At 71.6% G+C, this 22,109-nt stretch carries 22 protein-coding genes; 14 read left to right on the forward strand and 8 right to left on the reverse strand.

What is annotated here, in order from left to right; translation table 11 throughout:
- Window positions 1-51 precede the first annotated feature (51 nt).
- On the forward strand, window positions 52-1,200 hold the full coding sequence (locus tag ABD831_RS19490; protein WP_344950709.1) for a peptidase C39 family protein: 1,149 nt from the start codon (window positions 52-54) through the stop codon (window positions 1,198-1,200).
- Window positions 1,201-1,330: 130 nt separating this feature from the next.
- Entirely contained in the window at window positions 1,331-2,665 is a 1,335-nt protein-coding gene (locus tag ABD831_RS19495) for a peptidase C39 family protein (RefSeq protein WP_344950711.1), read from the forward strand.
- Between the two features lie 27 nt (window positions 2,666-2,692).
- Here the strand turns inward: ABD831_RS19495 and ABD831_RS19500 are convergent, their stop codons facing one another.
- On the reverse strand, window positions 2,693-3,454 hold the full coding sequence (locus tag ABD831_RS19500; RefSeq protein ID WP_344950714.1) for a VOC family protein: 762 nt from the start codon (window positions 3,452-3,454) through the stop codon (window positions 2,693-2,695).
- A gap of 31 nt (window positions 3,455-3,485) precedes the next feature.
- Between ABD831_RS19500 and ABD831_RS19505 the strand changes: the two genes are divergently transcribed.
- The 3 genes from ABD831_RS19505 to ABD831_RS19515 all read left to right on the forward strand — a co-directional run bounded on the left by ABD831_RS19505 (window position 3,486) and on the right by ABD831_RS19515 (window position 6,313).
- Window positions 3,486-3,878 (forward strand): hypothetical protein, encoded by a 393-nt coding sequence (locus ABD831_RS19505; RefSeq protein WP_344950717.1) that lies wholly within the window; start codon window positions 3,486-3,488, stop codon window positions 3,876-3,878.
- Between the two features lie 146 nt (window positions 3,879-4,024).
- Window positions 4,025-5,890 carry a 1-deoxy-D-xylulose-5-phosphate synthase gene (gene dxs, locus ABD831_RS19510; RefSeq protein WP_344950720.1) on the forward strand — a complete coding sequence of 622 codons (1,866 nt, stop codon included), beginning with the start codon at window positions 4,025-4,027 and terminating at the stop codon, window positions 5,888-5,890.
- A gap of 87 nt (window positions 5,891-5,977) precedes the next feature.
- Window positions 5,978-6,313 (forward strand): hypothetical protein, encoded by a 336-nt coding sequence (locus tag ABD831_RS19515; protein ID WP_344950723.1) that lies wholly within the window; start codon window positions 5,978-5,980, stop codon window positions 6,311-6,313.
- Between the two features lie 5 nt (window positions 6,314-6,318).
- On the opposite strand, the gene ABD831_RS19520 is transcribed toward ABD831_RS19515, so the two are convergent.
- Window positions 6,319-6,984 (reverse strand): TetR/AcrR family transcriptional regulator, encoded by a 666-nt coding sequence (locus ABD831_RS19520; protein WP_344950726.1) that lies wholly within the window; start codon window positions 6,982-6,984, stop codon window positions 6,319-6,321.
- 33 nt (window positions 6,985-7,017) lie between these two features.
- On the opposite strand from ABD831_RS19520, the gene ABD831_RS19525 reads away from it, so the two are divergent.
- Entirely contained in the window at window positions 7,018-7,653 is a 636-nt protein-coding gene (locus ABD831_RS19525; protein ID WP_344950729.1) for a maleylpyruvate isomerase family mycothiol-dependent enzyme, read from the forward strand.
- Window positions 7,654-7,680: 27 nt separating this feature from the next.
- On the opposite strand, the gene sigJ is transcribed toward ABD831_RS19525, so the two are convergent.
- Both sigJ and ABD831_RS19535 read right to left on the reverse strand, forming a co-directional pair.
- On the reverse strand, window positions 7,681-8,652 hold the full coding sequence (sigJ, locus tag ABD831_RS19530) for an RNA polymerase sigma factor SigJ (protein WP_344950732.1): 972 nt from the start codon (window positions 8,650-8,652) through the stop codon (window positions 7,681-7,683).
- On the reverse strand, window positions 8,649-9,614 hold the full coding sequence (locus ABD831_RS19535; protein WP_344950735.1) for an NAD-dependent epimerase/dehydratase family protein: 966 nt from the start codon (window positions 9,612-9,614) through the stop codon (window positions 8,649-8,651). The genes sigJ and ABD831_RS19535 overlap by 4 nt, the downstream gene beginning before the upstream one ends.
- Before the next feature lie 294 nt (window positions 9,615-9,908).
- On the opposite strand from ABD831_RS19535, the gene ABD831_RS19540 reads away from it, so the two are divergent.
- From ABD831_RS19540 to ABD831_RS19570, 7 genes are all read left to right on the forward strand, one after another.
- Window positions 9,909-11,126: a substrate-binding domain-containing protein gene (locus ABD831_RS19540; protein ID WP_344950740.1), complete on the forward strand. Its 1,218-nt coding sequence runs from the start codon at window positions 9,909-9,911 to the stop codon at window positions 11,124-11,126.
- A gap of 16 nt (window positions 11,127-11,142) precedes the next feature.
- On the forward strand, window positions 11,143-11,877 hold the full coding sequence (locus ABD831_RS19545; RefSeq protein ID WP_344950743.1) for an ABC transporter ATP-binding protein: 735 nt from the start codon (window positions 11,143-11,145) through the stop codon (window positions 11,875-11,877).
- Window positions 11,874-12,626 carry an ABC transporter ATP-binding protein gene (locus ABD831_RS19550; protein ID WP_344950746.1) on the forward strand — a complete coding sequence of 251 codons (753 nt, stop codon included), beginning with the start codon at window positions 11,874-11,876 and terminating at the stop codon, window positions 12,624-12,626. Before ABD831_RS19545 ends, ABD831_RS19550 begins: the two co-directional genes overlap by 4 nt.
- On the forward strand, window positions 12,623-13,507 hold the full coding sequence (locus tag ABD831_RS19555; RefSeq protein ID WP_344950749.1) for a branched-chain amino acid ABC transporter permease: 885 nt from the start codon (window positions 12,623-12,625) through the stop codon (window positions 13,505-13,507). Before ABD831_RS19550 ends, ABD831_RS19555 begins: the two co-directional genes overlap by 4 nt.
- Window positions 13,504-14,670 carry a branched-chain amino acid ABC transporter permease gene (locus tag ABD831_RS19560; protein ID WP_344950754.1) on the forward strand — a complete coding sequence of 389 codons (1,167 nt, stop codon included), beginning with the start codon at window positions 13,504-13,506 and terminating at the stop codon, window positions 14,668-14,670. Before ABD831_RS19555 ends, ABD831_RS19560 begins: the two co-directional genes overlap by 4 nt.
- On the forward strand, window positions 14,667-15,596 hold the full coding sequence (locus tag ABD831_RS19565; RefSeq protein ID WP_344950757.1) for an alpha/beta fold hydrolase: 930 nt from the start codon (window positions 14,667-14,669) through the stop codon (window positions 15,594-15,596). Before ABD831_RS19560 ends, ABD831_RS19565 begins: the two co-directional genes overlap by 4 nt.
- A 68-nt stretch (window positions 15,597-15,664) precedes the next feature.
- Window positions 15,665-16,369 (forward strand): DUF1214 domain-containing protein, encoded by a 705-nt coding sequence (locus ABD831_RS19570; protein WP_344950760.1) that lies wholly within the window; start codon window positions 15,665-15,667, stop codon window positions 16,367-16,369.
- 51 nt (window positions 16,370-16,420) lie between these two features.
- On the opposite strand, the gene ABD831_RS19575 is transcribed toward ABD831_RS19570, so the two are convergent.
- The 4 genes from ABD831_RS19575 to ABD831_RS19590 all read right to left on the reverse strand — a co-directional run bounded on the left by ABD831_RS19575 (window position 16,421) and on the right by ABD831_RS19590 (window position 21,315).
- Complete coding sequence (locus tag ABD831_RS19575; protein ID WP_344950763.1) at window positions 16,421-18,283, reverse strand: helix-turn-helix domain-containing protein; 1,863 nt, start codon at window positions 18,281-18,283, stop codon at window positions 16,421-16,423.
- A gap of 49 nt (window positions 18,284-18,332) precedes the next feature.
- On the reverse strand, window positions 18,333-19,151 hold the full coding sequence (locus tag ABD831_RS19580) for a 3-hydroxybutyrate dehydrogenase (RefSeq protein WP_344950766.1): 819 nt from the start codon (window positions 19,149-19,151) through the stop codon (window positions 18,333-18,335).
- 127 nt (window positions 19,152-19,278) lie between these two features.
- Window positions 19,279-20,808 (reverse strand): UDP-N-acetylglucosamine 1-carboxyvinyltransferase, encoded by a 1,530-nt coding sequence (locus ABD831_RS19585; protein ID WP_142177789.1) that lies wholly within the window; start codon window positions 20,806-20,808, stop codon window positions 19,279-19,281.
- A gap of 69 nt (window positions 20,809-20,877) precedes the next feature.
- The gene (locus ABD831_RS19590) at window positions 20,878-21,315 is read right to left on the reverse strand and encodes a nuclear transport factor 2 family protein (protein WP_344950772.1); all 438 of its coding nucleotides are present in this window, start codon (window positions 21,313-21,315) and stop codon (window positions 20,878-20,880) included.
- 57 nt (window positions 21,316-21,372) lie between these two features.
- Between ABD831_RS19590 and ABD831_RS19595 the strand changes: the two genes are divergently transcribed.
- Window positions 21,373-22,026: a TetR family transcriptional regulator gene (locus ABD831_RS19595; protein WP_344950775.1), complete on the forward strand. Its 654-nt coding sequence runs from the start codon at window positions 21,373-21,375 to the stop codon at window positions 22,024-22,026.
- The last annotated feature ends 83 nt before the right edge of the window (window positions 22,027-22,109 follow it).

Below are 22,109 nucleotides of genomic sequence, written 5' to 3' on the forward strand. Positions count from 1 at the left end.
CCTTCGGGACCCGGCCGGGCGGCATACGCAGGTGGGTGGCATGCTCGTCCGGTGACTGAGCGACGCAGCGTCCTGACCGTGTGGGAGACCGGCTTCGACTGGTCGCCGACGCCCGACGTCGTCTATGCGGACGTGCACGTCGACGGGGCCGAGCCGGCGGTCTACGCGGCGCGCGTGTGGGAGTCGCCGGTCGTCGAGTCGCCTTTCGCCGCAACGGAGCTCATCCCGTCGTGGAATGCTCGGACACCACCGGGAACATGGCTGCACATCGAGGGCCGTGTCGGCGAGGGGGATGGCTGGGAGCCGTGGTTCACGGTCGCCCGCTGGGCCGAGGACGACCCGACAGGGGAGTCGCCCATCACCCGCACGACGGTGCGCGACCAGGACTTCGACGCGGGGCACGTCGAGACGGACACGTGGCTGACGGAGGACGGTCACGGAGTCGACCGGTGGCAGCTGCGCGTGACCGCACTGGCCCGGCCGGGCGACGAGATCGCCTGGCCCGTGGTGACCCTCGTCGCCGCGGCGGCGTCGCGCTTTGCCATCGCGTCCGACGAGCCGACGAGCGCCCCGGCCGGCCGGGGGCACGAGGTCGCCGTCCCGCCGCACTCGCAGCGCCTGCACGTCGGCACCTTCCCCGAGTGGGACAACGGTGGGCAGTCCTGGTGCTCACCGACATCGACGACGATGGTGCTCCAGCACTGGGGCCTGGCCCCCAAGCCGGACGAGGTGGCCTGGGTCGGCCACGACGTCGACCCGGAGGTGGTCCACGCCGTGCGCCGCGTCTTCGACCGTTCCTACGGTGGGGCCGGCAACTGGGCCTTCAACACCGCCTATGCCGGCGCCCGCGACCTGCGTGCCTACGTGACGAGGCTGCGCGACCTCACCGAGGCGGAGTCGTTCGTCGAGGCCGGGGTGCCGCTCGTGGTGTCGGTGACGTTCCGCGAGGACGAGCTGGACGGTGCCGGCTACTCGACGCAGGGCCACCTGCTCACCGTGGTGGGCTTCACGCCGGAGGGCGACGTCGTCTCCAACGACCCGAACTCGCACCGGGTGGCGAGCAACGACGAGGTCCGGACCGTCTACCGTCGCGACCAGTTCGAACGGGTGTGGCTCGGCTCGAACGGCGGCCTCACCTACGTCATGCACCCGCGCGACGTGTCCCTCCCGGCCCCTCCGGCTGAGGCCAACTGGCGGTGACCTCGGTCAAGCGCACGTAAATTAACTGCGCGAGGTGTTCGTATCGCGAGAATATTTCACGTGAGCGCCCCATCGGCGGACGGCTCGGTGTTGACTGACCGCGCCCAGCCCCGACCGGAAGGTGTGTGTCATGTCGCGTCCCCCCGCCCCCGAAGCCTGCTCCCCGAGCCGTCGCCGCGTCCTCGGCTCGGCCGCCGGTGCCACCCTGGTCGCCGCGGCCGGCGTCGGGTCGGCGTCCGCCGCTCCGTCTGCCGCTTCGTCCGCGGCGCCGTCCGCACTCGAGTCGGCGTCCGACACCGGTGACCGCCACGTGTCCTACCGCGAGTGGAGCGGCCGCGACGTCGTCGTCGGTCGCTTCTCGGGCCGGCGGGACCACGTCGACCCGTTCGACGACACCGCGACCTCGCGCTCCTACGACGTCGCCACCTGGGTCTCGCCCGTCGTGCGCCCCGGGTTCGGCCTGACCGAGCTCGTCGCGTCGTGGAACGCGGACACCCCGGGGCGCTCGTGGGTCGAGGTCGCGGTCCGCGGGCGCACTGACGGCGTGGCCACCATGGAGTACGTCCTGGGCCGCTGGTGCCGCTACGACCCGACCCAGGGCGGCGGCATCCACCGCACGTCGGTCAAGGGGCAGGGGGACTCGGTGGCCACGGTCTACACCGACACCCTGGCGACCCGCTCGGGACATGTCCTCGACGAGTGGCAGCTCGTCGTCCGGCTGATGCGCCCCACGGGGACCCGCGAGACGCCGCGCCTGCGTTCGGTCGGGGCGATGGCCTCGGCACTTCCCGACACCGAGCGGGTGCCGCGCAGTCCCCAGGGGCGTGCCCGCGGACAGGTCCTCGACGTGCCGACGTTCTCGCAGGAGACCCACATCGGGCACTTCCCGCAGTGGGACAACGGGGGAGAGGCCTGGTGCTCACCGACCTCGACGTCGATGGTCCTGGCGTACTGGGGCGTCGGTCCTCGTCGTGACGAGACGGCGTGGGTGACCGAGGCGATGCCGTCCGAGGCCGACCCGCAGGTCGACTTCGCGGCGCGCAACGTCTACGACTACACCTATGACGGCGGGGGCAACTGGCCGTTCAACACCGCCTATGCCGCGACGCGCCCGCGGATGCGCGCCTTCGTCACCAGGCTGCGGTCGTTGACCGAGGCGGAGGAGTTCATCGCCGCCGGCATCCCGCTGATCACGTCCGTCTCCTTCGAGAAGGGGGAGCTCGACGGCGCGGGCTACGGCACGAACGGCCACCTCATGGTCGTCGTCGGCTTCACCCGCGACGGCGACGTCGTGTGCAACGACCCCGCGTCGCACCTGGTCCGGGACAACGGCGAGGTGCGGGTCGTCTACGACCGGGAGCAGTTCGAGAACGTCTGGGTGCCGCACAGCGGAGGCATCGTCTACGTCATCCACCCCGAGCGGCACCGACTGCCCCGGGCACCGCGCCGCGAGCCCAACTGGTGACGTCGGGTCCGGCCCGCGCACCCGGGGTCAGCGGCCGAGGCCCGAACGCGGGTCCCGGTCGGTGATGCAGTAGAGCGCGCCGGCGGGGTCGCGCAGCGTCGTCCAGCCACCGTGGTCGGCGACCACGGTCGCACCGAGTGCCTCGTGCCGCGACACCTCGGTGGGCCGGTCGTCGCAGGCCAGGTCGAGGTGGCCGGTCACGGGGCCGTCCGCCGAGGACTCGAGCCGCTGGAGCAGCAGCCGGATCGGGATGCCGTCCGGGCGCACGAGATGCCGGAACTCGGGCCGGCTCACCGAGCCCCGCACGGGCCATCCGGTCAGCCCCGACCAGAAGGCGCACTCGGTCTCGAAGCTCTCGGCCGGGATGTCGAGACACACCTGGTCGACGACGCTCTCGTGCTCCTGCGGCCACCGCGTGGGCCAGGGGCGCTCGGCGAGGACCTCGTGCACGAAGCAGAAGACGAACCCGCCGGGCGAACGGAGCACGACGAAGCCGTGCTCCGAACGGTGCGTGACCTGCGCTCCCAGGCTCTCGGCGCGAGCGGCCGAGTCGGCCGCCGAGGTGACGTGCAGGTCGAGGTGCAGGCCCGGTGGCCCCGACACGCTCGACGTCCGCTGGATCTTCAGGAACGGGTCCCCGACGGGAGGCAGCAGGGTCGTGAACTCGGCGTGCTCCCCACGGGGCGGGGACACGGCATACGCCGTCACCGCGGACCAGAAGCGCGTGCCCGCCTCGTGGACGGCAGGCGGAAGGTCGATGAAGGCCGTCACCCAGCTGACCGTCGTCATGGTCCGAGACTAGGCGAGGCAGACTGGGAGCATGCCGTCCCCGCCCCCTGCCGCTGCGACCGGGCACACCCCTCCCGGGTGGCCGCCGGGCGTCCCCCCGGCGCACACGCCGGGCTGGGAGGAGCGTGCGGTGCTCTGGCTGCTCGACCAGTGCCCGCCGGACTACCGGGCGTATGCCGGGTGGCGCCGTCACCCGATCGCGCTCGCCTGGCTGGCGGGCCGGCACATCGACGGCCAGGTCGTCGCGATGCGTGACGCGTGGCGCGAGGCCCGTGTCGCGATCGGCCCGCACGTCCCGGCGGATGCCCTCACCGAGATCCTCGGGCAGATCGAGGCAGAGGGGATCCGGCTCCTCGCCGCCTCACGGTCGGCGCGCCTGCTGCACGAGGCCATGCAGGGCAAGGTGTTCGCGCCCCGACTCTGAGGCGGCGGTGGGGTCGGAGTGTGAAGGTTGCGTGAGGAGGTCGGTGCGGCCGGCCTCGCACGGTTGGGACCGCCCGGACGTTGACCCGTAGACTCGACCGACCGACCGTGTGGGTCGAGGACCCACCACCGAGAGGACGACGCAGCGTGGCCCTGCTGGAGACGATCACGAGCCCCGCGGCGCTCAAGGCGCTGTCGGCGGACCAGCTGCCGGCGCTGGCGGAGGAGATCCGCACCTTCCTCGTCACCGAGGTCTCAAAGACCGGTGGACACCTCGGCCCCAACCTCGGGGTCGTCGAGCTGACGATCGCCCTGCACCGGGTCTTCGACTCGCCCCGCGACACGCTGGTCTTCGACACCGGCCACCAGTCGTACGTGCACAAGCTGCTCACGGGTCGTCAGGACTTCAGCAAGCTGAAGAAGCAGGGCGGTCTCTCGGGCTACCCGAGCCGCGCCGAGTCCGAGCACGACGTCGTGGAGAACTCGCACGCCTCGACGGCGCTCTCGTGGGCCGACGGCATCGCCAAGGGCCGCCGCCTGAACGGGGAGACAGACCGGCACACCGTCGCCGTCATCGGTGACGGCGCCCTGACCGGCGGCATGGCCTGGGAGGCGATCAACAACATCGCCGTCGACAAGACCCTGCCGCTCGTCATCGTCGTCAACGACAACGAGCGCTCCTACGCGCCGACGATCGGCGGCCTCGCCGACCACCTCGCGACCCTGCGCACGACCCGCGGCTACGAGCGGTTCCTCGACTGGGGCAAGCGGTCGCTCGCCCGGACCCCGGTCGTCGGTGGTGCGATGTTCGAGACGCTGCACGGCGTCAAGAAGGGCATCAAGGACATCGTCGCGCCCCAGGGCATGTTCGAGGACCTCGGCCTGAAGTACCTCGGCCCCGTCGACGGCCACGACGAGCAGGCCCTCGAGCGGGCGCTGCGCAAGGCCAAGGACTTCGGCGGTCCCGTCATCGTCCACGTCATCACCCAGAAGGGTCGCGGCTACCAGCCGGCCATCGACGACGACGCGGACCAGTTCCACAGCGTCGGCAAGATCAACCCGGAGACGGGTCTGCCGTTCGAGGTCGGCGGCCGCATCTGGACCGACGAGTTCAACGACGAGATGGTGGCGGTCGGGCGCGAGCGTCCGGACGTCGTCGCCCTCACGGCCGCCATGCTCATCCCGGTGGGCCTCGACGGGTTCGCAGCCGCCTACCCCGACCGGGTCTTCGACGTCGGGATCGCCGAGCAGCACGCGGTCACGATGGCGTCCGGCCTCGCCTACTCAGGCCTGCACCCGGTCGTCGCCGTCTATGCGACCTTCCTCAACCGCGCGTTCGACCAGCTCCTCATGGACTGCGCGCTGCATGGGGCGGGGATCACCTTCGTCCTCGACCGGGCCGGCGTGACGGGCAGCGACGGCGCCTCGCACAACGGCATGTGGGACATGACGCTCACCTCGATCGTGCCCGGCCTGCGCCTGGCCGCGCCCCGGGACGGCGAGCAGGTCCGCAAGCAGCTGCGCGAGGCCCTCGACGTCTCCGACGGCCCGACGGTCATCCGCTTCCCCAAGGGCGACGTCGCCGACCCGCTGACCGCCGTGCGCACCGTCGGTGACGTCGACGTGCTCTTCGAGAACGCCGGGGACGAGGTCGACCTGCTCGTCGTCGGGGTGGGCGCCTTCGCTGGACTCGCCATCGAGGCGGGCGAGAAGATCGCGGCGCACGGCCGCAGCGTCAGGGTCATCGACCCCCGCTGGGTGATCCCGGTCGGTGACGACGTGGTCGCCCTCGCCCGTCGAGCGGGCGCGGTCGCAGTCGTGGAGGACAACCTCGTCAGCGGCGGCGTCGGCGCAGCCGTGACGCTCGCCCTGCGGGAGGCCGGCGTCGACGTGCCGGTGCACACCTACGGCATCCCCAAGCGCTTCCTCGACCACGCGTCGCGCCTCCAGATCCTCGAGGAGCTCGGCCTGACCGCCGACCAGCTCGTGGTCGACCTCGAGAAGCGTCTCTGACCCCAAGGTCGCAGCCCCGGAGGGGGGTCGGGCGGCGTCGGGCTCCCGTCCAGTTCTCGCCCAGAACCCCTGCCTAGGATCGACCGCATGCAGCTTCGAGACGCAGCCGACGTGACGACCGCGCCCATCGCAGCCCTCGGGCTCGTCGGCGGCTACGTCGTCGCCCGTGAGAGCGGTGTGCGTCCGCTCGGCGGGGTCGTGCTCGGCGCGGCCGGGCTCTACGCGGGACGCACATGGGTCGCCAAGGCAGGGGGAGCCGCCGCCGCCGGTCTGGCGGCGGTCTACCTCGGCGGCTTCGGGGCCTCGCACGTGCTGGCGAGGAAGATCGGTGCGTGGCCCTCCGTCCTCGTCGTCTCGGCCGTCAGCGCCGCCGCCTCGTGGGCCGTGGCGGACCGGCGCTCACCCGCGCTGAAGCCGCGCTGACGGGGTCATGCTCGGCGCGAGCCGTCACCCGCGTGCGAGTCGCGGCTCAGACCCTCCAGCTCGTGCTCCATGCCGAGCAGCAGCAGCCCGAGCCCGTCGTGGAAGAGCCGCTCGCGGACGGCGGGGTCCGTGACGGAGTCCTCGGAGGCGAAGGTCGCCATCGTCCATCGGGCGCCCGCCTCGATGGTGCGCCGGGCCGGCTCACGGGGGACCCCTAACCTGATCAAGGCGGCCAGCTCGGGCGGCTCGAGCGTCTCGTCGCCGCCCCCGACGTCCTCCATGCGGGCATGGTCGACCACCGCGCGGGCCAGGCCGGGGTGGGAACGATAGAGGGCGCGCAGCCGGATGATGTCGTCCCGCACGACGACCGTCCACTCGGCCAGGGTCGAGACCCGCTCGTAGGCGCCTGGGGACCGGTCGAGTGACCTGAAGGCCGCGGCGGAGATGAGGTCGAGCAGGGCGGCCTTGTCACGCACGTGGTGGTAGAGGGTCGGCGCCTGGATGTCGAGCGCGCGGGCCAACCCTCGCATGGAGAGCTTGGCGACTCCGTCGGTGCGCACGATCTGCAGCGCCGCGTCGACGATGGCGCCCTGGGTGATGCCCACCGGGCGCCGGGAAGGACGGTGAGGCGTCGCGGCCGGTGAGATTCCGTCGTGGAGGGATTCGTGCACACAGGCACTCTAACAGTGTTAGAGTCCGGGTTCATGACCGCAGCAGAGATCCAGGACCTGACCATGGCCGAGCGGGACCGGCTCGTCGCCACCCTCGGCTCGCTCGCGGACGAGGCGTGGGGCGCTCCGAGCCTGTGCGCCGGATGGACCGTGCGCGACCTGACCGCGCACCTGCTCATGCCCTACGAGCTGTCCGCCCTCTCGCTGCTCGGCGGCCTGGCTCGCACACGCTTTCGCTTCGACCGGCTGGCTGACGAGTGGGCCCGCCGCGACTCGCGGTCGCCCGAGCAGCTGCTGACCGCCCTGGGCGGGATCGACGGCAGGCGCTTCGGTGCTCGGGGGGTCCCGCAGGTCGCGGGCCTGAGCCACCTCGTCGCCCACGCTGCCGATGTCTACCGACCGCTCGGCATCGACCACGTCATCGAGCCCGAGGTCGCGACCATCGCGCTCGACGAGCTGGTCGGGCGTGGCCGCAGCAGCCTCCCGGACGGTCTGCTCGAGGGGCGCCGCTTCACCGCCACGGACGTGGAGTGGAGTCACGGCGCCGGCGAGCAGGTGGCGGGGCCGGCTTCTGCCCTCATCCCCACGCTGCTCGGCCGCGACGTGGCCCTCGGCGAGCTGACGGGGCCAGGCGTCCCTGGCGTCGCCGAGCTCATCGCCGCCCGCTGACGCCGCCCGACCCTCCCGGGGAGGATCTCAGCTGCCGGGTCGAACGCCGCCCATCCGACGGATGAGGGCGTTGGCGTCGCCGACCGGGCCCAGGTGGACGAGCTTGTCCGGGTTGACGACCGCGCGGACGCCCGCGACCTGGCTGCCGCGGATGTCGAGAGCCCAGACGGCGAGCAGCCTGCCCTCGACGAGGAACGTCGCGCCGGGGTCACCGTTGACCTCGGTGAGCCGGATCTCCATCTCGGGCAGGCGGCTCAGCGCCCGCAGCCAGTTGGTGAGGGTGTGCGCGACCCGGCTGCGGCCGTGCTGCGAACGCGCGAGCGAGGGCGCCTTGCCCCCACCGTCTCCGACGAGCTCGACGTCGTGTGCGAGCAGGGACTCGAGGGCGGCAAGGTCGCCCGTCCTGGCTGCGGCGAAGAAGCGGCTCGCCAGCTCGCTCTGCTGCTCGGGAGTCGTCGTGAACCGTGGTCGCTGGTCCTCGACGTGTCGTCGGGCGCGCACCGCGAGCTGGCGCACGTTCGCCTCGCCCTTGCCGACGATCGCCGCGACCTCGCCGTAGCCGTAGCCGAACACGTCGTGGAGGAGCAGGACCGCCCGCTGCTCCGGCGACAGGCTCTCCAACAGCACCAGCAAGGCCATCGACAGGGAGTCGGCGGTCTCCGCCTCCCGGGCCGGGTCCTGCCCGGCCCCCTGGCCGTCGGTGAGGATCGGCTCGGGGAGCCAGTCCCCGACGTACCGCTCGCGGCGCACGCGCGCCGACCGCAGCTCGTCCATCGCGAGGCGCGTCGTCACGGTGGCCGTGAAGGCCCGCGGAGACTCGAGCTGCTCGCCCGACTCGAGCGCGCGGTGAACCCGGAGCAGCGCCTCCTGCACGACGTCCTCCGCCTCGGTGACGCTCCCCAGCATCCGGTACGCGATGCCGAAGGCCACGGGCCGCAGGGCCGCCAGCAGCTGCTCCCGGTCGGGAGCCCCTGCCGGCGAGCCCTTCTCGTCGGTCACGCCGCCGCACCGCTCTCGGCGCGCGCCTGCGCGCCCAGCTCCCGGAAGCCGTCACGCCACGTGGCGTGCGTCGGGGTCCAGTCCAGCTCGCGCCTGGCCTTGGCGTTGGATGCGCCCCGCAGCTCGGTCATCATCACGGTGCCAGTCTCGCCCGCCAGGAGCCTCCCGACCAGGCGTGGCACGCGCATCGGCGGCTTGGCGCCCAATGAGTCGGCGAGGACCGGCAGCCACGTCGCCACGGTCGCCGGCTCGTCGTCGACGACGTTGTAGACGCCGGCCGCGCCGTGCTCGATGGCGGCCACGGTCGCGTCGGCCGCATCGGCGATGTGGATGAACGACCACACCCCACCGCCGTCACCGACGACGGGGAACTTCCTCCGGCGGACGGCTTCGGTCTGTTCGCCACCGGCGCCGAGCGAGGTGTTCGGGCCGTAGAACCCGCCGTACCGCAGCACGATGCCCTGCGTCCACGACGCGGCGAGCACGCTGTCCTCGACGTGCCGGATGGCGCCCACGGTCTGCTCCATCCCAGCCGGCGGCTCGGTGCCGAACGGGTCGTCCTCGGACTTCACGGCATCGCCGACCCGGTCGTAGCCGGCGAAGAAGCTCTGGGCGACGAAACGCCCCACCCCGACCGCGCGGGCCGCCGAGAGCAGGTGGTCGGTGCCCTCGGTCCGTAGCCGGTTGGTCTGGGCGAACGCCCGGTCGAAGTGCCTCATGTCCATCGGCCCGATCGAGGTCAGCTGGTGCACGACAACCTCCGGGTGCGCCTCGGCGACCGCCCGCGCGACCTGGTCGGGGTCGAGCGCGTCAGCCACCACCGGCACCGCTCCCAGCCCGCGCAACAGCGCCTGCTTCGACTCGCTGCGGGTCATCCCGTGGACCTCGTGTCCGGCTCGCACCAGACGCGGCACCAGCTGCCGCCCCATCGCACCGGTCGCTCCCGCCACCAGAACCCTCATGGTCTCCTCCTTCGCTCGAATCCTGCGTACACCCATCCAGACGAGACAGCAGCCCGTCCTGTGACACCTCGCTGCCGAGCAGATGTGCCGCGGGAGAGACAGGGGGAGGCGCCGACTCCGGCGAGCGTTCCGCGCCGGACTGAGTGGCGGCGAGCCACATGCCGCCTGCGTCTTTGTGGTCTCCGGTCCCACCAACGTCCGTTCGAGGCTGAACTACTTTCGCCGAAACGGTTGGGCGTCAACGAATCTCGTTGCAGCAAAGGCGCGAGCGCCCGCCAGAGGTGGAGGACATCGGTGTCCAAGCGGTGGAGTCTCGCGCTCGCGAGCGTCATGATCACGCTGTCGGTCGCGGCCTGCGGCTCGCCCGGGCAGCCGGGAGCGCCGGCTGCCGATGGCGGCACGGGAGGCGCCACGGGCGGTTCCGGTGCGGCGTACAAGGTCGGGCTCGTCTACTCCAAGTCGGGCCCGCTCGCGAGCTACGGCGCGCAGTACCGCCAGGGCCTCACGGCCGGCATCGACTACGCCACCAAGGGGACCGGCGCGGTCGCCGGGCACACGATCCAGATCACCGAGCAGGACGACGCCGGCGACCCGGCCAAGGCCGTCGCGTCGGCGACCGACCTCATCGGCCAGGGCAACACGATCATCGCCGGTTCGACCTCGAGCGGCGTGGCACTGCAGGTGGCGCCGCTGGCCAAGGACAACAAGGTGCTCTTCATCTCGGGCCCGGCGGCGGCCGACGCGGTGACGGGCGCCAACCGCTACACCTTCCGCTCGGGTCGCCAGACCTACCAGGACGTCGCGACCGCCGGCAGCATCCTCGGGGACGTCAAGGGCAAGAAGGTGACGGTCCTCGCGCAGGACAGCGCGTTCGGCAAGGCCAACGTCGCTGCCGTCACCGCCGTCCTCGGTGCCAAGGGCGCGACGGTGAGCTCGGTCGAGGTGCCTGCCGCCGCCACCGACCTGACCCCGTTCGCGACCAAGGTCAAGGGCGCCGCCCCGGACCTGCTCTTCGTCGCCTGGGCCGGCGCCAACGCCACGGCGATGTGGACGACGCTGGGACAGCAGGGGGTCTTCGACTCCACGAAGGTCGTCACGGGACTCGACATCAAGGCGACGCATCCGCTCTTCGGCGAGGTCGCGACGAAGATCAACTTCCTCTCGCACTTCTTCGAGGGTGCCGCCGACAACGCGGCCTACCAGGCGCTCGACGCCGGACTGAAGAAGCAGGGTGCCACCGTCGACCTGTTCACCAACGACGGGTTCGTGGCCGGCCAGATGATCGTGCACGCCCTCGAGGCGGGCGGCGGCGACGTCGAGAAGATGGTGACCTCGCTCGAGGGCTGGAAGTTCGACGGTCCCAAGGGGTCGCTCGAGATCCGCGCCGAGGACCACGCGCTCCTGCAGCCGATGTTCACGGCGACGTTGAAGGACGGCGCCAACGTCGTCCCGCAGCTCGTGGACACGCTCGGTGCCGACGTCGTGGCACCGCCCGTCACCCCCTTCAAGTGATCGGACACCCTCCGTCGTGATCAGTGCAGAGGCGGTCGGCTGGAAGGTCGGCGGCGCCCATATCCTCGACGACGTGTCGTTGACGGTGGGGGCCGGTGAGCTGCTCGGCATCATCGGTCCCAACGGGGCGGGCAAGTCGTCGTTCGTCAACATCCTCAGCGGGGTGACTCGTCCGTCGAGTGGCCGGATCACGCTGCAGGACAGGGACGTCACGGGATCGAGCGCGACGCGCCGGGCCCGCATGGGTTTGGCGCGGTCGTTCCAGACGTCGGCCCTCTTCGACGGGCTCTCGGCGGGGGAGAACGTACGGCTGGCGGTGCAGGCGGCGGGGACGGCGCCGTTCTCGCCGTTCCGTGCCGCTGGTTCGGCCACCTCGACGGTGATCGAGTCGCTCCTCACGCGGGTGCGTATGCCGGGTCGCGTGCGGACGCTGGCCCGTGACCTCTCGCACGGCGACCGTCGCAAGCTCGAGCTCGCCATGGCCCTGGCGTCCGAGCCGGCGGTGCTGCTCCTCGACGAACCGATGGCGGGGGTGTCGGCCGAGGACGTGGACGGGCTGACCGAGATCATCGGCGAGGTGCGCGACTCGGGCGTCGCCGTGGCGATGGTCGAGCACCACATGCACGTCGTGCTCGGTCTCGCCGACCGCGTCGCGGTGCTGCACCACGGGCAGCTGCTCGCCGTCGGTGTGCCGACCGAGGTGACCGCCGACGAGCGGGTCCAGCAGGCCTACCTGGGAGAAGCACTGTGACCGAACAGAGCCCGTCGACCCGCAGCGCAACGGAGTCCCCTCCGGTCCTGGAGCTCGACGACGTCCACGTCCGCTACGGCGGGTCGCACATCCTGCAGGGTGTCTCGTTCGACGTGCCTGCGACCGGCGTCACCGCCCTTCTGGGACGCAACGGCGTCGGGAAGACCACGACCCTCAAGGCAATCATAGGTCTGGCTCCCAGGGCGGGCCGGATCCGATTGCAGGGCAGAGAGATCCAGAGCATGACAACGGCTCGGATCGTCCGGGGTGGCATCGGCTACGTCCCCGAGGACCGCGAGGTCTTCGGTGGCCTGACCGTCGACGAGAACCTCCGACTGGTCGCCCCCGACGAGGGCGTCGAGGCCCCGGTCGTCGGTCGGCTCTTCCCGGACCTCGTCGCGCGTCGTGGACAGCGAGCGGGCACCCTCTCGGGCGGCCAGCAGCAGATGGTCTCGCTGGCCCGGGTGCTGCTGCGCGAGAACGCGCTCCTGCTCATCGACGAACCGACCAAGGGCCTTGCGCCCAAGCTCGTCACGGAGGTCGCCGACGTGCTCGCGGAGGTGGCGCGGACCACCCCGGTCCTGCTCGTCGAGCAGAACCTGCCGCTGGTGCGACGGATCGCCGACCGGGTCGTCGTCCTCGACGCGGGCCAGGTCGTGCACCGCGGGGCGGCCGCCGAGCTCGTGGCCGACGTCGACCTGACGCGCGAGCTGCTCGGGGTCTCGATGCGGCGGGAGGGGGCGGCATGAGCGACCTCGTCCTGCTGCTCGCGACCGGACTCGGCCTGGGCGCCCTCTACTTCATCGCCGCGAGCGGGCTGAGCCTCATCTACGGCCTCATGGGCGTGCTGAACTTCGCTCACGGCGCGTTCATGACCGCAGGGGCGTATGCCGCCTGGCTGACGATGGGCGCCCTGCCCGCGGACTGGCCCGTGGTGGGGCGGCTCATCGTCGGGATCGTGGCGGCCGTCTGCGTCGGGGCCCTGGTGGGTCTCGTCGTCGAGGTGGTGCTCATCCGCCCCCTCTACCGTCACCACATCCAGCAGGTGCTCGTGACCGTCGGCCTGTCGCTGGCGGGAGTGGCTGCAGCACAGGGCATCTGGGGCGCCGATCCCAGAGCGATCGACAAGCCTGCCTGGATGAGCGGGACGACCGACGTGCTCGGCGCCCGGCTGCCGAACGACCGCTTCGTCTACGTTCTCGTCGCCGGTCTGCTCTTCGGCGGGCTCCTCGCCCTGCTGCACCTGACGCGCCTCGGACTCGTCATCCGGGCGGGCGTCGAGAACCGGACCATGGTCGAGGCACTCGGCATCAACGTCCACCGGACCTTCACCGTCGTCTTCGCCCTCGGTGGCGCCGCGGCAGGTCTGGCCGGAGTCCTCTACTCCCAGTACGCCGGGGCGGTGTCCCCGGCCCAGGGTGGCTCGCTCCTCATCTTCGCCTTCATCGTCGTCGTCATCGGCGGCATGGGCTCGCTGACGGGCACCGCCGTGGCTGCCGTGGCGGTGGGTCTCGTCCAGCAGCTGGCCAACTACTACGCGGCGAGCGGGGTCGGCGACCTCTCGGTCGTGCTGCTGCTCGCCGTGGTGCTCCTGCTCCGTCCCACCTCCCTGAAGGGAGCAACGGCATGACGCCGCCGACCGACCACGTGACCGAACGATCCACCGCACAGCCGAGCACCACGCATACACCCACCGACGTCGTCGTCGTGGGCAACACCACCGCCGCGCCACGGAACGAGGAGGTGGCGCGAGCCCGCGGGCCGCGTCGTCTGCTCGGCACCGTGCCGGTCCTCGTGGTCCTCGTGGTGCTCGGCTACCTGCCCTACGTGCCCGTCGAGCTGCCCGGCATCCTCCCCGGGCGGGTCAACGGCCCCGGCTCACTCCAGCTGCTCGCCACGTGCCTCGTCATCGGCGGCATCGCCCTCAGCTACGACGTCCTCTTCGGTCGCACCGGCCTGCTCAGCTTCGGGCACGCGCTGTTCGTCGCAGCCGGGAGCTACCTGCTGACCATCTCGCTCTCGACCTGGGCGCTGCCCCTCCCTCTGGCCCTTCTCGCGGCGCTCGGTCTGTCGACCCTGCTCGCGCTCGTCGTGGGTGCCGTCGCCCTCCGGGTCGGGGGCATCGCCTTCGCGATGGTGACCCTGGCCTTCGCGCAGGCCGCGTCGATCATCGTCATGCGCAACCCCGGGGGAGTCACCGGTGGTGAGGAGGGTCGCCCCCTCGACCGCGACGCCGTGCCCGACCTGCTCGTCGGGGTGGCCAACGCGCCCTACCGCTACTGGCTCGCCCTCGGCTTCGTCGTCGTCGCCTGGGTGGCCGTCACCGTGCTGGTGCACTCGCGGGCGGGCCACGCCATGGCGGCCGTCCGCGAGAACGAACAACGGGCCGCCGTGCTCGGCCTCGGCACCTACCGGGTCAAGCTGCTCGCGCTCGTCGTGGGATCGTTCCTCGGCGCTCTCGGTGGCGTCGTCCACGCCCTCGTGCTCGGTGGCTCGAACCCGCACCTGACCACCTCCGAGTTCACGCTCTCCCTCCTCGTCATGGTGGTGCTCGGCGGGGCCGGCAGCCGGTGGGGGGCCCTGCTGGGCGGGGTGCTCTACACCTACGCCGACGCGCGGCTCGTCGAGGTCAGCAACGCCGGCTTCCTCCAGGGGATGCCCGACGTCGTGCGTCAGGTGCTCTCGCAGCCGCTCTTCATCCTCGGCGTCTTCTTCATCGTCGTGGTCTACTTCGCTCCCTCGGGCCTGACCGGCCTCGGCGGGAGACTGATCAGGAGGTCAGGGTCCCGATGAGCACCACACCGTCCGCCTTCGTGATCGAGCTGCCGGAGGGCAGCCTCGCCATCCACGACCTCAGCCTCGGGACACCCGCCTCCGACGCGCCCGTCGTGCTTGCCGTCCACGGCATCACCGCCAACGGCCTCTCGTGGGGGCGGGTCGCCGACGAGATCGGCCGGCGCCACGGCCCCGGGGCGGTTCGCTTCCTCGCCCCCGACCTGCGCGGCCGCGGTGACAGCCGCTCGGCTCCCGGCCCGTACGGTCTCGGCGTGCACGTGGACGACCTGACCTCGATCGCCACGGTCTTCGGATCGGCACCAGTGCTCCTCGGCCACTCGATGGGCGCGTTCATCACGGCGCTCGCTGCGGCCCGGCACCCCGACCGTTTCCCCGCCACCGTTCTCGTCGACGGCGGACTCGCCTTCCCGGTACCGGAGGACCTCGACGTCGACGCCGCGCTCCGGTCCGTGATCGGACCAGCCATGGACCGGCTGTCGATGCGCTTCGCCGACCCCGCGGCATACCTCGCCTTCTGGTCGGCCCACCCCGCGCTCGGGCCGGTCCTGACCGGACCCGGCGGCGACGCTGCGCGTGCCTACATCGAGCACGACCTCGTGCAGGACCCGTCCGACGGTCAGTGGCACAGCACGTGCGTGCTCGAGGCGATCCGAGCCGACGGCGCCGACGTCATGGCCGACCGGGAGACCCACTCGGGGCTGCGAACGGCCGTGTCGCTCGGAGTCCGGGCCGAGCTGGTCTGGGCCCGGCGCGGGCTGCTCGACGAGCCGCAGGGGCTCTACGACGAGGGACGGTTGGCGGCACTCGAGCTGCCGAACGGCGTGCGCACGACCGAGGTCGACGCCAACCACTACGACGTGATCCTGGGCGACCGCGGGGTCGCTGCCGTGGCGGACGCGCTCGACCGTCTGCTCGCGGGCTGAGGGAGGGCTCACCGGTTCACCGTCAGCGGGTGATGCCGGGGGGTGGTCTCTCTTCCGAGACTGCCCTCATGAGCGACCAACACGTCAACGCAGACACCTTCGTCAGGGCCGAGACCGACCGGATGTTCGCCGCCGTGCTCGCGGACGCCGGCGGCGTCAACCAGCCCGGCGACCACGAGCTGACGACCGATCGCTACGACACCGAGGACGTCGCGGCGGTGAACGCGCTTCAGGACCGCATCGCGCTGTCGGCGGCGGCGGCCCGGCCGTTCACGTTCCCGGACTACGACGCCGCGTCTCTGGACCGGACGCGCTCGGGGTTGCTCGCGCTCGCGAAGGGCTACCGCGGGTTCGACAGGGCGTTCGGCCCCCGCCAGGACGTCGACCCGGTGCGGCACCTCGTCGACCCGGCTGCCGGTTGGGGTGGGCTCCCCTCGAGTGAGGCCACCTACGTCAACGTCGACCCCGGCCCGTCCGTGGGGGAGTACCAGCTGACGGTTCGCGACGTCCCCGTCGACGGGTTCTGGTCCATCTCGCTCTACAACTCGCACGGCTACTTCGACGACGACGGCAGCGTCGTGAGTGTCAACAACCTGACGGCGCAGCGGGACCCGGACCGGGCTGTCACCGTTCACTTCGGCGGGTGCGACGACGGACGCCCCAACTGCCTCGGCATCAAGAAGGGGTGGAACTACCTCGTGCGGCTCTACCGCCCCCGAAGCGAGATCCTCGACGGGACGTGGAGCTTCCCGTCGGTGACGCGCGTGCCCTGAGGCCCGTGCGCTCGTCCGTGCGCGCGCCGGTGCCCAGACGGCTCGGCGGGCTCAGGCCGGGGCCTGCAGCGCCCGGAGGCGGAGCGCGATCTGCAGCTCGAGGGACTGGTCGGGCTGCTGCCACGACTCCCCGAGCAGAGCCGTGATCCGCTCGAGCCGCTGCGACACGGTGTTGACGTGCACGTGCAGCGTGCCGGCCGCGTGACGTGGGCTGCCGCCCGCCGCGAAGTATGCGGAGAGCGTGCCGACGAGGTCGGTGCCACGTCGCTCGTCGTAGTCGAGGACGGGACCGAGCAGCTTGCGCACGTAGTCGTCGACGTCAGGGTCGGACCCCACGATGAGCCCGGCGAAGCCGAGCTGGGTCGCGGCGGCGCCCTTGCCGCGGTGACCGAGTGCGATGAGGGCACCGACCGTGCGGTGTGCCTCCTCGTGCGCCTCGGCGATGCCGTCGACGTCGCGCACCGGGCCGGCACCGGCGACCGTGACGCAGGTGCGCTTGCCGATGCGCGCGGCCACCGCCCGTGCCAACCCGTCGGCATCGGTGCCGGGCACGAGCGCGACGACGTCGCCGTCGTGCGCACCGACCAGCGAGGACTCGCCCGTGGCCGCGCTCGCCGAGATGAGCAGGGCCCGGTGACCGCCGGGCTCCTCGCCGCGGAGGACGAGCAGCGAGAATGGTTTCTGCGGGTCGAAGCCGACCGCCCGGGCCAGCGACAGCCGTTCCTCGCGCGACCCACGCCTGCTGACGAGGTCGCTGACGAGGCGGTTGCGGGCCGACTGTCGGGCATCCGCAGCCTGACGCTCGAAGAGCAGCACCAGCGCGGTCACGACCCCGGCCCGTTCGACCGTGCGCTGGTCGGAGTCGCCGAGGATCAGGCCACCGACGTAGATCGTGCCCAGCCGCTCGCGTGCGGCTGTCACGGCCACGGCGTAGATGCCGTCGCGTTCGACGAGGCGGCCGGTGCCGAGACCCGGAAGGGCATCGAGGGCCGCGACCGGGTCGTGACCGGACGCGTCGGGCTCCGGGGCCGGCCCCGCCGCGCTGTGTCGGCTGCCGTTCTCGTCGACGAGGACCGCCCAGCCGCCGAGCAGCTCGGCCAGGGCGTGCGTGATGTCGTCCACCCCGCCGCCACCGAGCACGAGTGAGGCGAAGCGGTCGTGGGCGGCGGCCGCCTTCTCGACACCGTCCGCGTAGTGGCGCACCGTCTCGTGCGCGTCGGAGAGCGCGGCGAGCGCGTTCTCCGCATCGGCGAGCGCTCGCGTCTGCACCAGGGTGACGGCGGCGAGGGTCGCCAGGTTGCCGAGCAGCCCCACCTCCTCACGCGTGAACGGACGCGACGAGCGGTTGGCGGCGAAGAGGACCCCGACGAAGTGCTTCTCGACGATGAGCGGCGTCCCACAGATCGCGATGATGCCTTCCTCGCCCACCGCGCCGTCGATGTCGGACGTGTGCCGGAACCGCTCGTCCGCCCAGTAGTCGGCGGTCCAGTAGGGCTTGTGCGTCGAGGCGACCAGGCCTCCCAGACCGGCTCCGAGCGCGAGGCGCACCGACTGGAAGACCGCCGACACGGAGCCGTCGGTGGCGCGCATGAAGGTGTCGCCGGCCTCGGGGTCGTAGAGGGTGAGGTAGGCGAGGTCGGTGCCGACGAGCCGGCGGGCTCGGCGCACGATGGCGTCGAGGACCGATCCCGGGTCGCTCTCGGTCGCCAGCTCCCGGGCGGTGTCGAGCAGGGCCGCCAGTCCGGCCTCGCGGTGCTGGTGGACCTCGCGGGCACCGGTGATCCGCAACGCGAGATCGCGTGCTTCGGCCGGTGCCTCCGCGGCCGCGATCTCGGCGACCGGGGCGTCGGCCGCCAGCAGCTGGAGCAGGTGGATGACCTGGTCGGCTGTCGACGTCTCGCTGCGGGTGACCACGGGCAGATCCTAGGCGGGTGGAGTCGGTGGCGGTGCGTGGCGCTCGCGCTCAGTGCGCGGTCCAGCCACCGTCCATCGAGAAGGAGGTCCCGCTCACCGAGCCCGACGCGGGGCCGCACAGGAAGAGTGCCAGGGCCGCGACCTCGTCGGGCTCGACGAGGCGCTTGACGGCGACCGGAGCCAGCATGACCTTCTCCACGACCTCGGACTCCGGGATGCCGTGGCTGCGGGCCTGGTCGGCGATCTGCTTCTCCACGAGAGGCGTGCGGACGTAGGCCGGGTTGATGCAGGTCGAGGTCACGCCGTGTGGGCCGCCCTCGAGCGCGACGACCTTGGACAGGCCCTCGAGGCCGTGCTTGGCGGTGACGTAGGCCGACTTGAACGCGCTCGCCCGAAGGCCGTGGACGCTCGAGATGTTGATGACCCGGCCCCAGCCGCGGTCGTACATGTGGGGGAGGCTCTGGCGGATCAGCCGGAACGGGGAGACGAGCATGAGGTCGAGGATGAACTCGAACCTCTCGAGCGGGAACTCCTCGACAGGGCTGACGTGCTGGATGCCGGCGTTGTTGACGAGGATGTCCACCTCGGTCGGCAGGTCGGCCAGGCCGTCCAGGTCGGCGAGGTCCGCGGTGATCGTCGCGATGTCGCAACCCTCGGCCATCGCGGCGAGACCGTCGGCGTCCCGGTCGACGGCGTGCACCTTGGCCCCGGCGCCGGCGAGTGCGCGCGCGACACTGGCGCCGATGCCGCTCGCGGCTCCGGTGACGAGGGCCGTCCGCCCGGTGAGGTCGATGGGTCGGTTGGCCGGCGTCGGGACGCCGAGGGAGTCCGGGTCGTCGGCGCGGGCGTCGTTGCGGGCGTCGGGCATGCGGGAAGACTAGGGAGAGGTGTTCGAGCCACCTGTGTGGTGGCCGAACACAAAACCCCCGATCCCATGTGGACCGCGCTCACCACCGGGTCTCACCGCCGGCGCCCGTTGAGCCTGCCTGCGCCGGTCAGATGTCGCGGAAGACCTCGATGGTGGCGCCCAGGGCGTTGAGTCGCTCGGCGAGGTCCTCGTAGCCGCGGTTGATGACGTAGACGTTGCGCAGGACCGACGTTCCGGGAGCCGCGAGCATCGCGAGCAGCACGACGACCCCGGGACGCAGGGCCGGGGGGCACACGACCTCGGCCGCGCGCCAGCGGGTCGGCCCCTCGACGATGACGCGGTGCGGGTCGAGCAGCTGCACCTTCGCGCCGACCTTGGTCAGCTCGGTGAGGTAGATCGCGCGGTTCTCGTAGACCCAGTCGTGGATCATCGTGCTGCCCTCGGCGACGGCCCCGATGAGCGCGAAGAAGGGCAGGTTGTCGATGTTGAGGCCGGGGAACGGCATCGGGTGGATCTTGTCCGTGGGGGCCTGCAGCGGCCCGGGGATCGTCGTGAGGTCGACGAGGCGGGTCTTGCCGTTGGCCGAGGTGTACTCCGGCGTCAGGTCGTACTTCATGCCCATGCCGTCGAGGGTCGCGAGCTCGATCTCGATGAACTCGATCGGCACGCGGCGGATCGTGATCGAGCTGTCGGTGACGACCGCGGCCGCGATGAGGCTCATCGCCTCGATCGGGTCCTCGCTGGGGGAGTACTCGACGTCGACGTCGATCTCCGCCACGCCGTGCACCGTCAGGGTGGTCGTGCCGATGCCCTCGATGCGGACGCCGAGCTTCTCGAGGAAGAAGCAGAGGTCCTGGACCATGTAGTTGGGGCTGGCGTTGCGGATCACCGTGGTGCCGGCATGGCGGGCAGCCGCCATGAGGACGTTCTCGGTGACGGTGTCGCCGCGCTCGGTGAGGACGATGGGACGCTGGGGGTTGACCGACCGGTCCGAGCGCGCCTCGTAGAAGCCGTGCGTCGCCGCGACCTCGAGGCCGAACGAGCGCAGTGCGCTGAGGTGGGGCTCGACGGTGCGGGTGCCGAGGTCGCAGCCACCGGCATACGGCAGCTGGAAGCTCTCGAGCTCGTGGAGCAGCGGGCCGAGGAACATGATGACGGTCCGGGTGCGGCGGGCGGCCGCGACGTCGATCTCGTCGAGGTTGAGCTGGGCCGGGGGGATGATCTCGAGGTCGCTGCTGTCGGGCAGCCAGCGCGTGCGGACGCCGATGGAGGCGAGCACCTCGAGGATGCGGTTGACCTCCTCGATGCGGGCGAGGTTGCGCAGGGTCGTGCGGCCGCGGTTGAGCAGCGCGGCGCAGAGGAGCGCGACGGCCGCGTTCTTGGAGGTCTTGACGTCGATCGAGCCGGTGAGCTTCTGGCCGCCGACGATGCGCAGGTGCTGGGGGCCGGAGTGGCCGAGCGAGACGAACTCGGAGTCGAGGGCGTCACCGATCTTGGCGAGCATGTCGAGGCTGAGGTTCTGCTTGCCCTGCTCGATGCGGGTCACGGCGCCCTGGGACGTCCCGAGCAGCTCCGCGAGGTCCGACTGGGTCATGCCCTTGTGGCGTCGCGCGTCGCGGATGAGTCCGCCGATCCGGGTCAGGTAGGTCTGAGGCACCCGTCGAGGCTAACTCATATATGAGTTATGGCAAATCGCCCCGCGCGGCCGGATGCTGGGCCGTTCCGGTCAGCGATATGGGTCCGTGCGGACGGCTCCCGCCATGGCCGCGAAGACGGCGTCGATGTCGGGACCGCCCGGCTCCACCGGCGCGGCATACATGCGGGCGCTGGTGATCAGCCCGTCGGCGACGGCGGCGATGAAGACCGTGCGCATCTCCAGGTGCATGCCGTCCCGTCGGTTCCCGACCTGGGAGGCCTCGAGCCAGAAGCCCGTGTCCGTGACGACGTGGTCCTGCACGTCGAGGTGGACGTCGGGCACGGCTGTGAACATCGTCGTCCAGTTCTTGCGCACCTGCGCCGACCCGGTGAACGACCGCGCCGGGTGGACCGGATCCGTCAGGTCGTAGTCGTCGGCGAAGCAGTCGACGAGCCGGTCGACATCGTGGTCGTTGGTCGCTGCGACCAGCTCGTCGAAGAGCTCGGAGGGAGTGCGAGTCGAGTCCATGATGACTCCCCTTCTATTCGATACAGTTTGCTGTATCTGATTGAAAGGGTGCTCCTGATGTCGGCTTCCGTCAAGGGCCCGAGCGCTGACCGGCCTCGTCGCCGCTACGACGCGTCGCGCCGTCGGGCCCGTGCGGACGAGCGTCGTGGCGCCGTCATCGAGGCTGCCAGGGCGCGCTTCCTCGCGCACGGTTTCAGCGCGACGACCGTCGCTGCGGTGGCGGCTGATGCCGATGTCTCCGTCGAGAGCGTCTACAAGTGGTTCGGCTCGAAGGCCGGCCTGCTCAAGGCGGTCTGGGACCGGTCGCTGGCCGGCACCGGGTCGACCCATGCCGAGCTCCGGAGCGATGCCGGCTCTCGGGCGGCGACCGACGGCGTCACCATCATCCGGAACTGGGCCCGCCTCGCCGCCGAGGTGGGCGCGGTCGGCGATCCCGTCCACCGACTCATCGAGAAGGCGGCAGCCGTCGACCACGAGGCCGCCGAGCTGTACGCCCGGATCGAGGGCGAGCGGGCGTCTCGTATGGCGCACAACGCGGCCTACCTCGTCGACGGCGGCTACCTGCGAGAGGACGTGTCCGCGGACCAGGCCCGCGACGTGCTGCTGCTCTACACGACGTTCTACGAGAGACTCGTGACCGTGGCCGGGTGGACGCCCGAGCAGCTCAGCGCCTTCGTCGAACGTGGGCTCACCGCCCATCTGCTGGCCTGACCGGCCGGCGGCCGCCAGGCCCGCCCCCTGCGCGCGTCGAGTGCGTGCGACTGCGAGGGCGGACCGAGCGGCAGGCGTCCCGG

It is taken from the genome of Terrabacter ginsenosidimutans, assembly GCF_039539425.1.
Classification (GTDB): Bacteria; Actinomycetota; Actinomycetes; order Actinomycetales; family Dermatophilaceae; genus Terrabacter; species Terrabacter ginsenosidimutans.

What these genes read in the sequence shown, in the direction of transcription:
- ABD831_RS19535 (WP_344950735.1), bottom strand. Translation starts at nt 9,614, where the DNA reads ATGAGGGTTCTGGTGGCGGGAGCGACCGGTGCGATGGGGCGGCAGCTG.
- ABD831_RS19570 (WP_344950760.1), top strand. Translation starts at nt 15,665, where the DNA reads ATGAGCGACCAACACGTCAACGCAGACACCTTCGTCAGGGCCGAGACC.
- ABD831_RS19500 (WP_344950714.1), bottom strand. Translation starts at nt 3,454, where the DNA reads ATGACGACGGTCAGCTGGGTGACGGCCTTCATCGACCTTCCGCCTGCC.
- ABD831_RS19525 (WP_344950729.1), top strand. Translation starts at nt 7,018, where the DNA reads ATGACCGCAGCAGAGATCCAGGACCTGACCATGGCCGAGCGGGACCGG.
- ABD831_RS19595 (WP_344950775.1), top strand. Translation starts at nt 21,373, where the DNA reads ATGTCGGCTTCCGTCAAGGGCCCGAGCGCTGACCGGCCTCGTCGCCGC.
- ABD831_RS19555 (WP_344950749.1), top strand. Translation starts at nt 12,623, where the DNA reads ATGAGCGACCTCGTCCTGCTGCTCGCGACCGGACTCGGCCTGGGCGCC.
- ABD831_RS19560 (WP_344950754.1), top strand. Translation starts at nt 13,504, where the DNA reads ATGACGCCGCCGACCGACCACGTGACCGAACGATCCACCGCACAGCCG.
- ABD831_RS19565 (WP_344950757.1), top strand. Translation starts at nt 14,667, where the DNA reads ATGAGCACCACACCGTCCGCCTTCGTGATCGAGCTGCCGGAGGGCAGC.
- ABD831_RS19495 (WP_344950711.1), top strand. Translation starts at nt 1,331, where the DNA reads ATGTCGCGTCCCCCCGCCCCCGAAGCCTGCTCCCCGAGCCGTCGCCGC.
- ABD831_RS19580 (WP_344950766.1), bottom strand. Translation starts at nt 19,151, where the DNA reads ATGCCCGACGCCCGCAACGACGCCCGCGCCGACGACCCGGACTCCCTC.
- ABD831_RS19515 (WP_344950723.1), top strand. Translation starts at nt 5,978, where the DNA reads ATGCAGCTTCGAGACGCAGCCGACGTGACGACCGCGCCCATCGCAGCC.
- ABD831_RS19590 (WP_344950772.1), bottom strand. Translation starts at nt 21,315, where the DNA reads ATGGACTCGACTCGCACTCCCTCCGAGCTCTTCGACGAGCTGGTCGCA.
- ABD831_RS19505 (WP_344950717.1), top strand. Translation starts at nt 3,486, where the DNA reads ATGCCGTCCCCGCCCCCTGCCGCTGCGACCGGGCACACCCCTCCCGGG.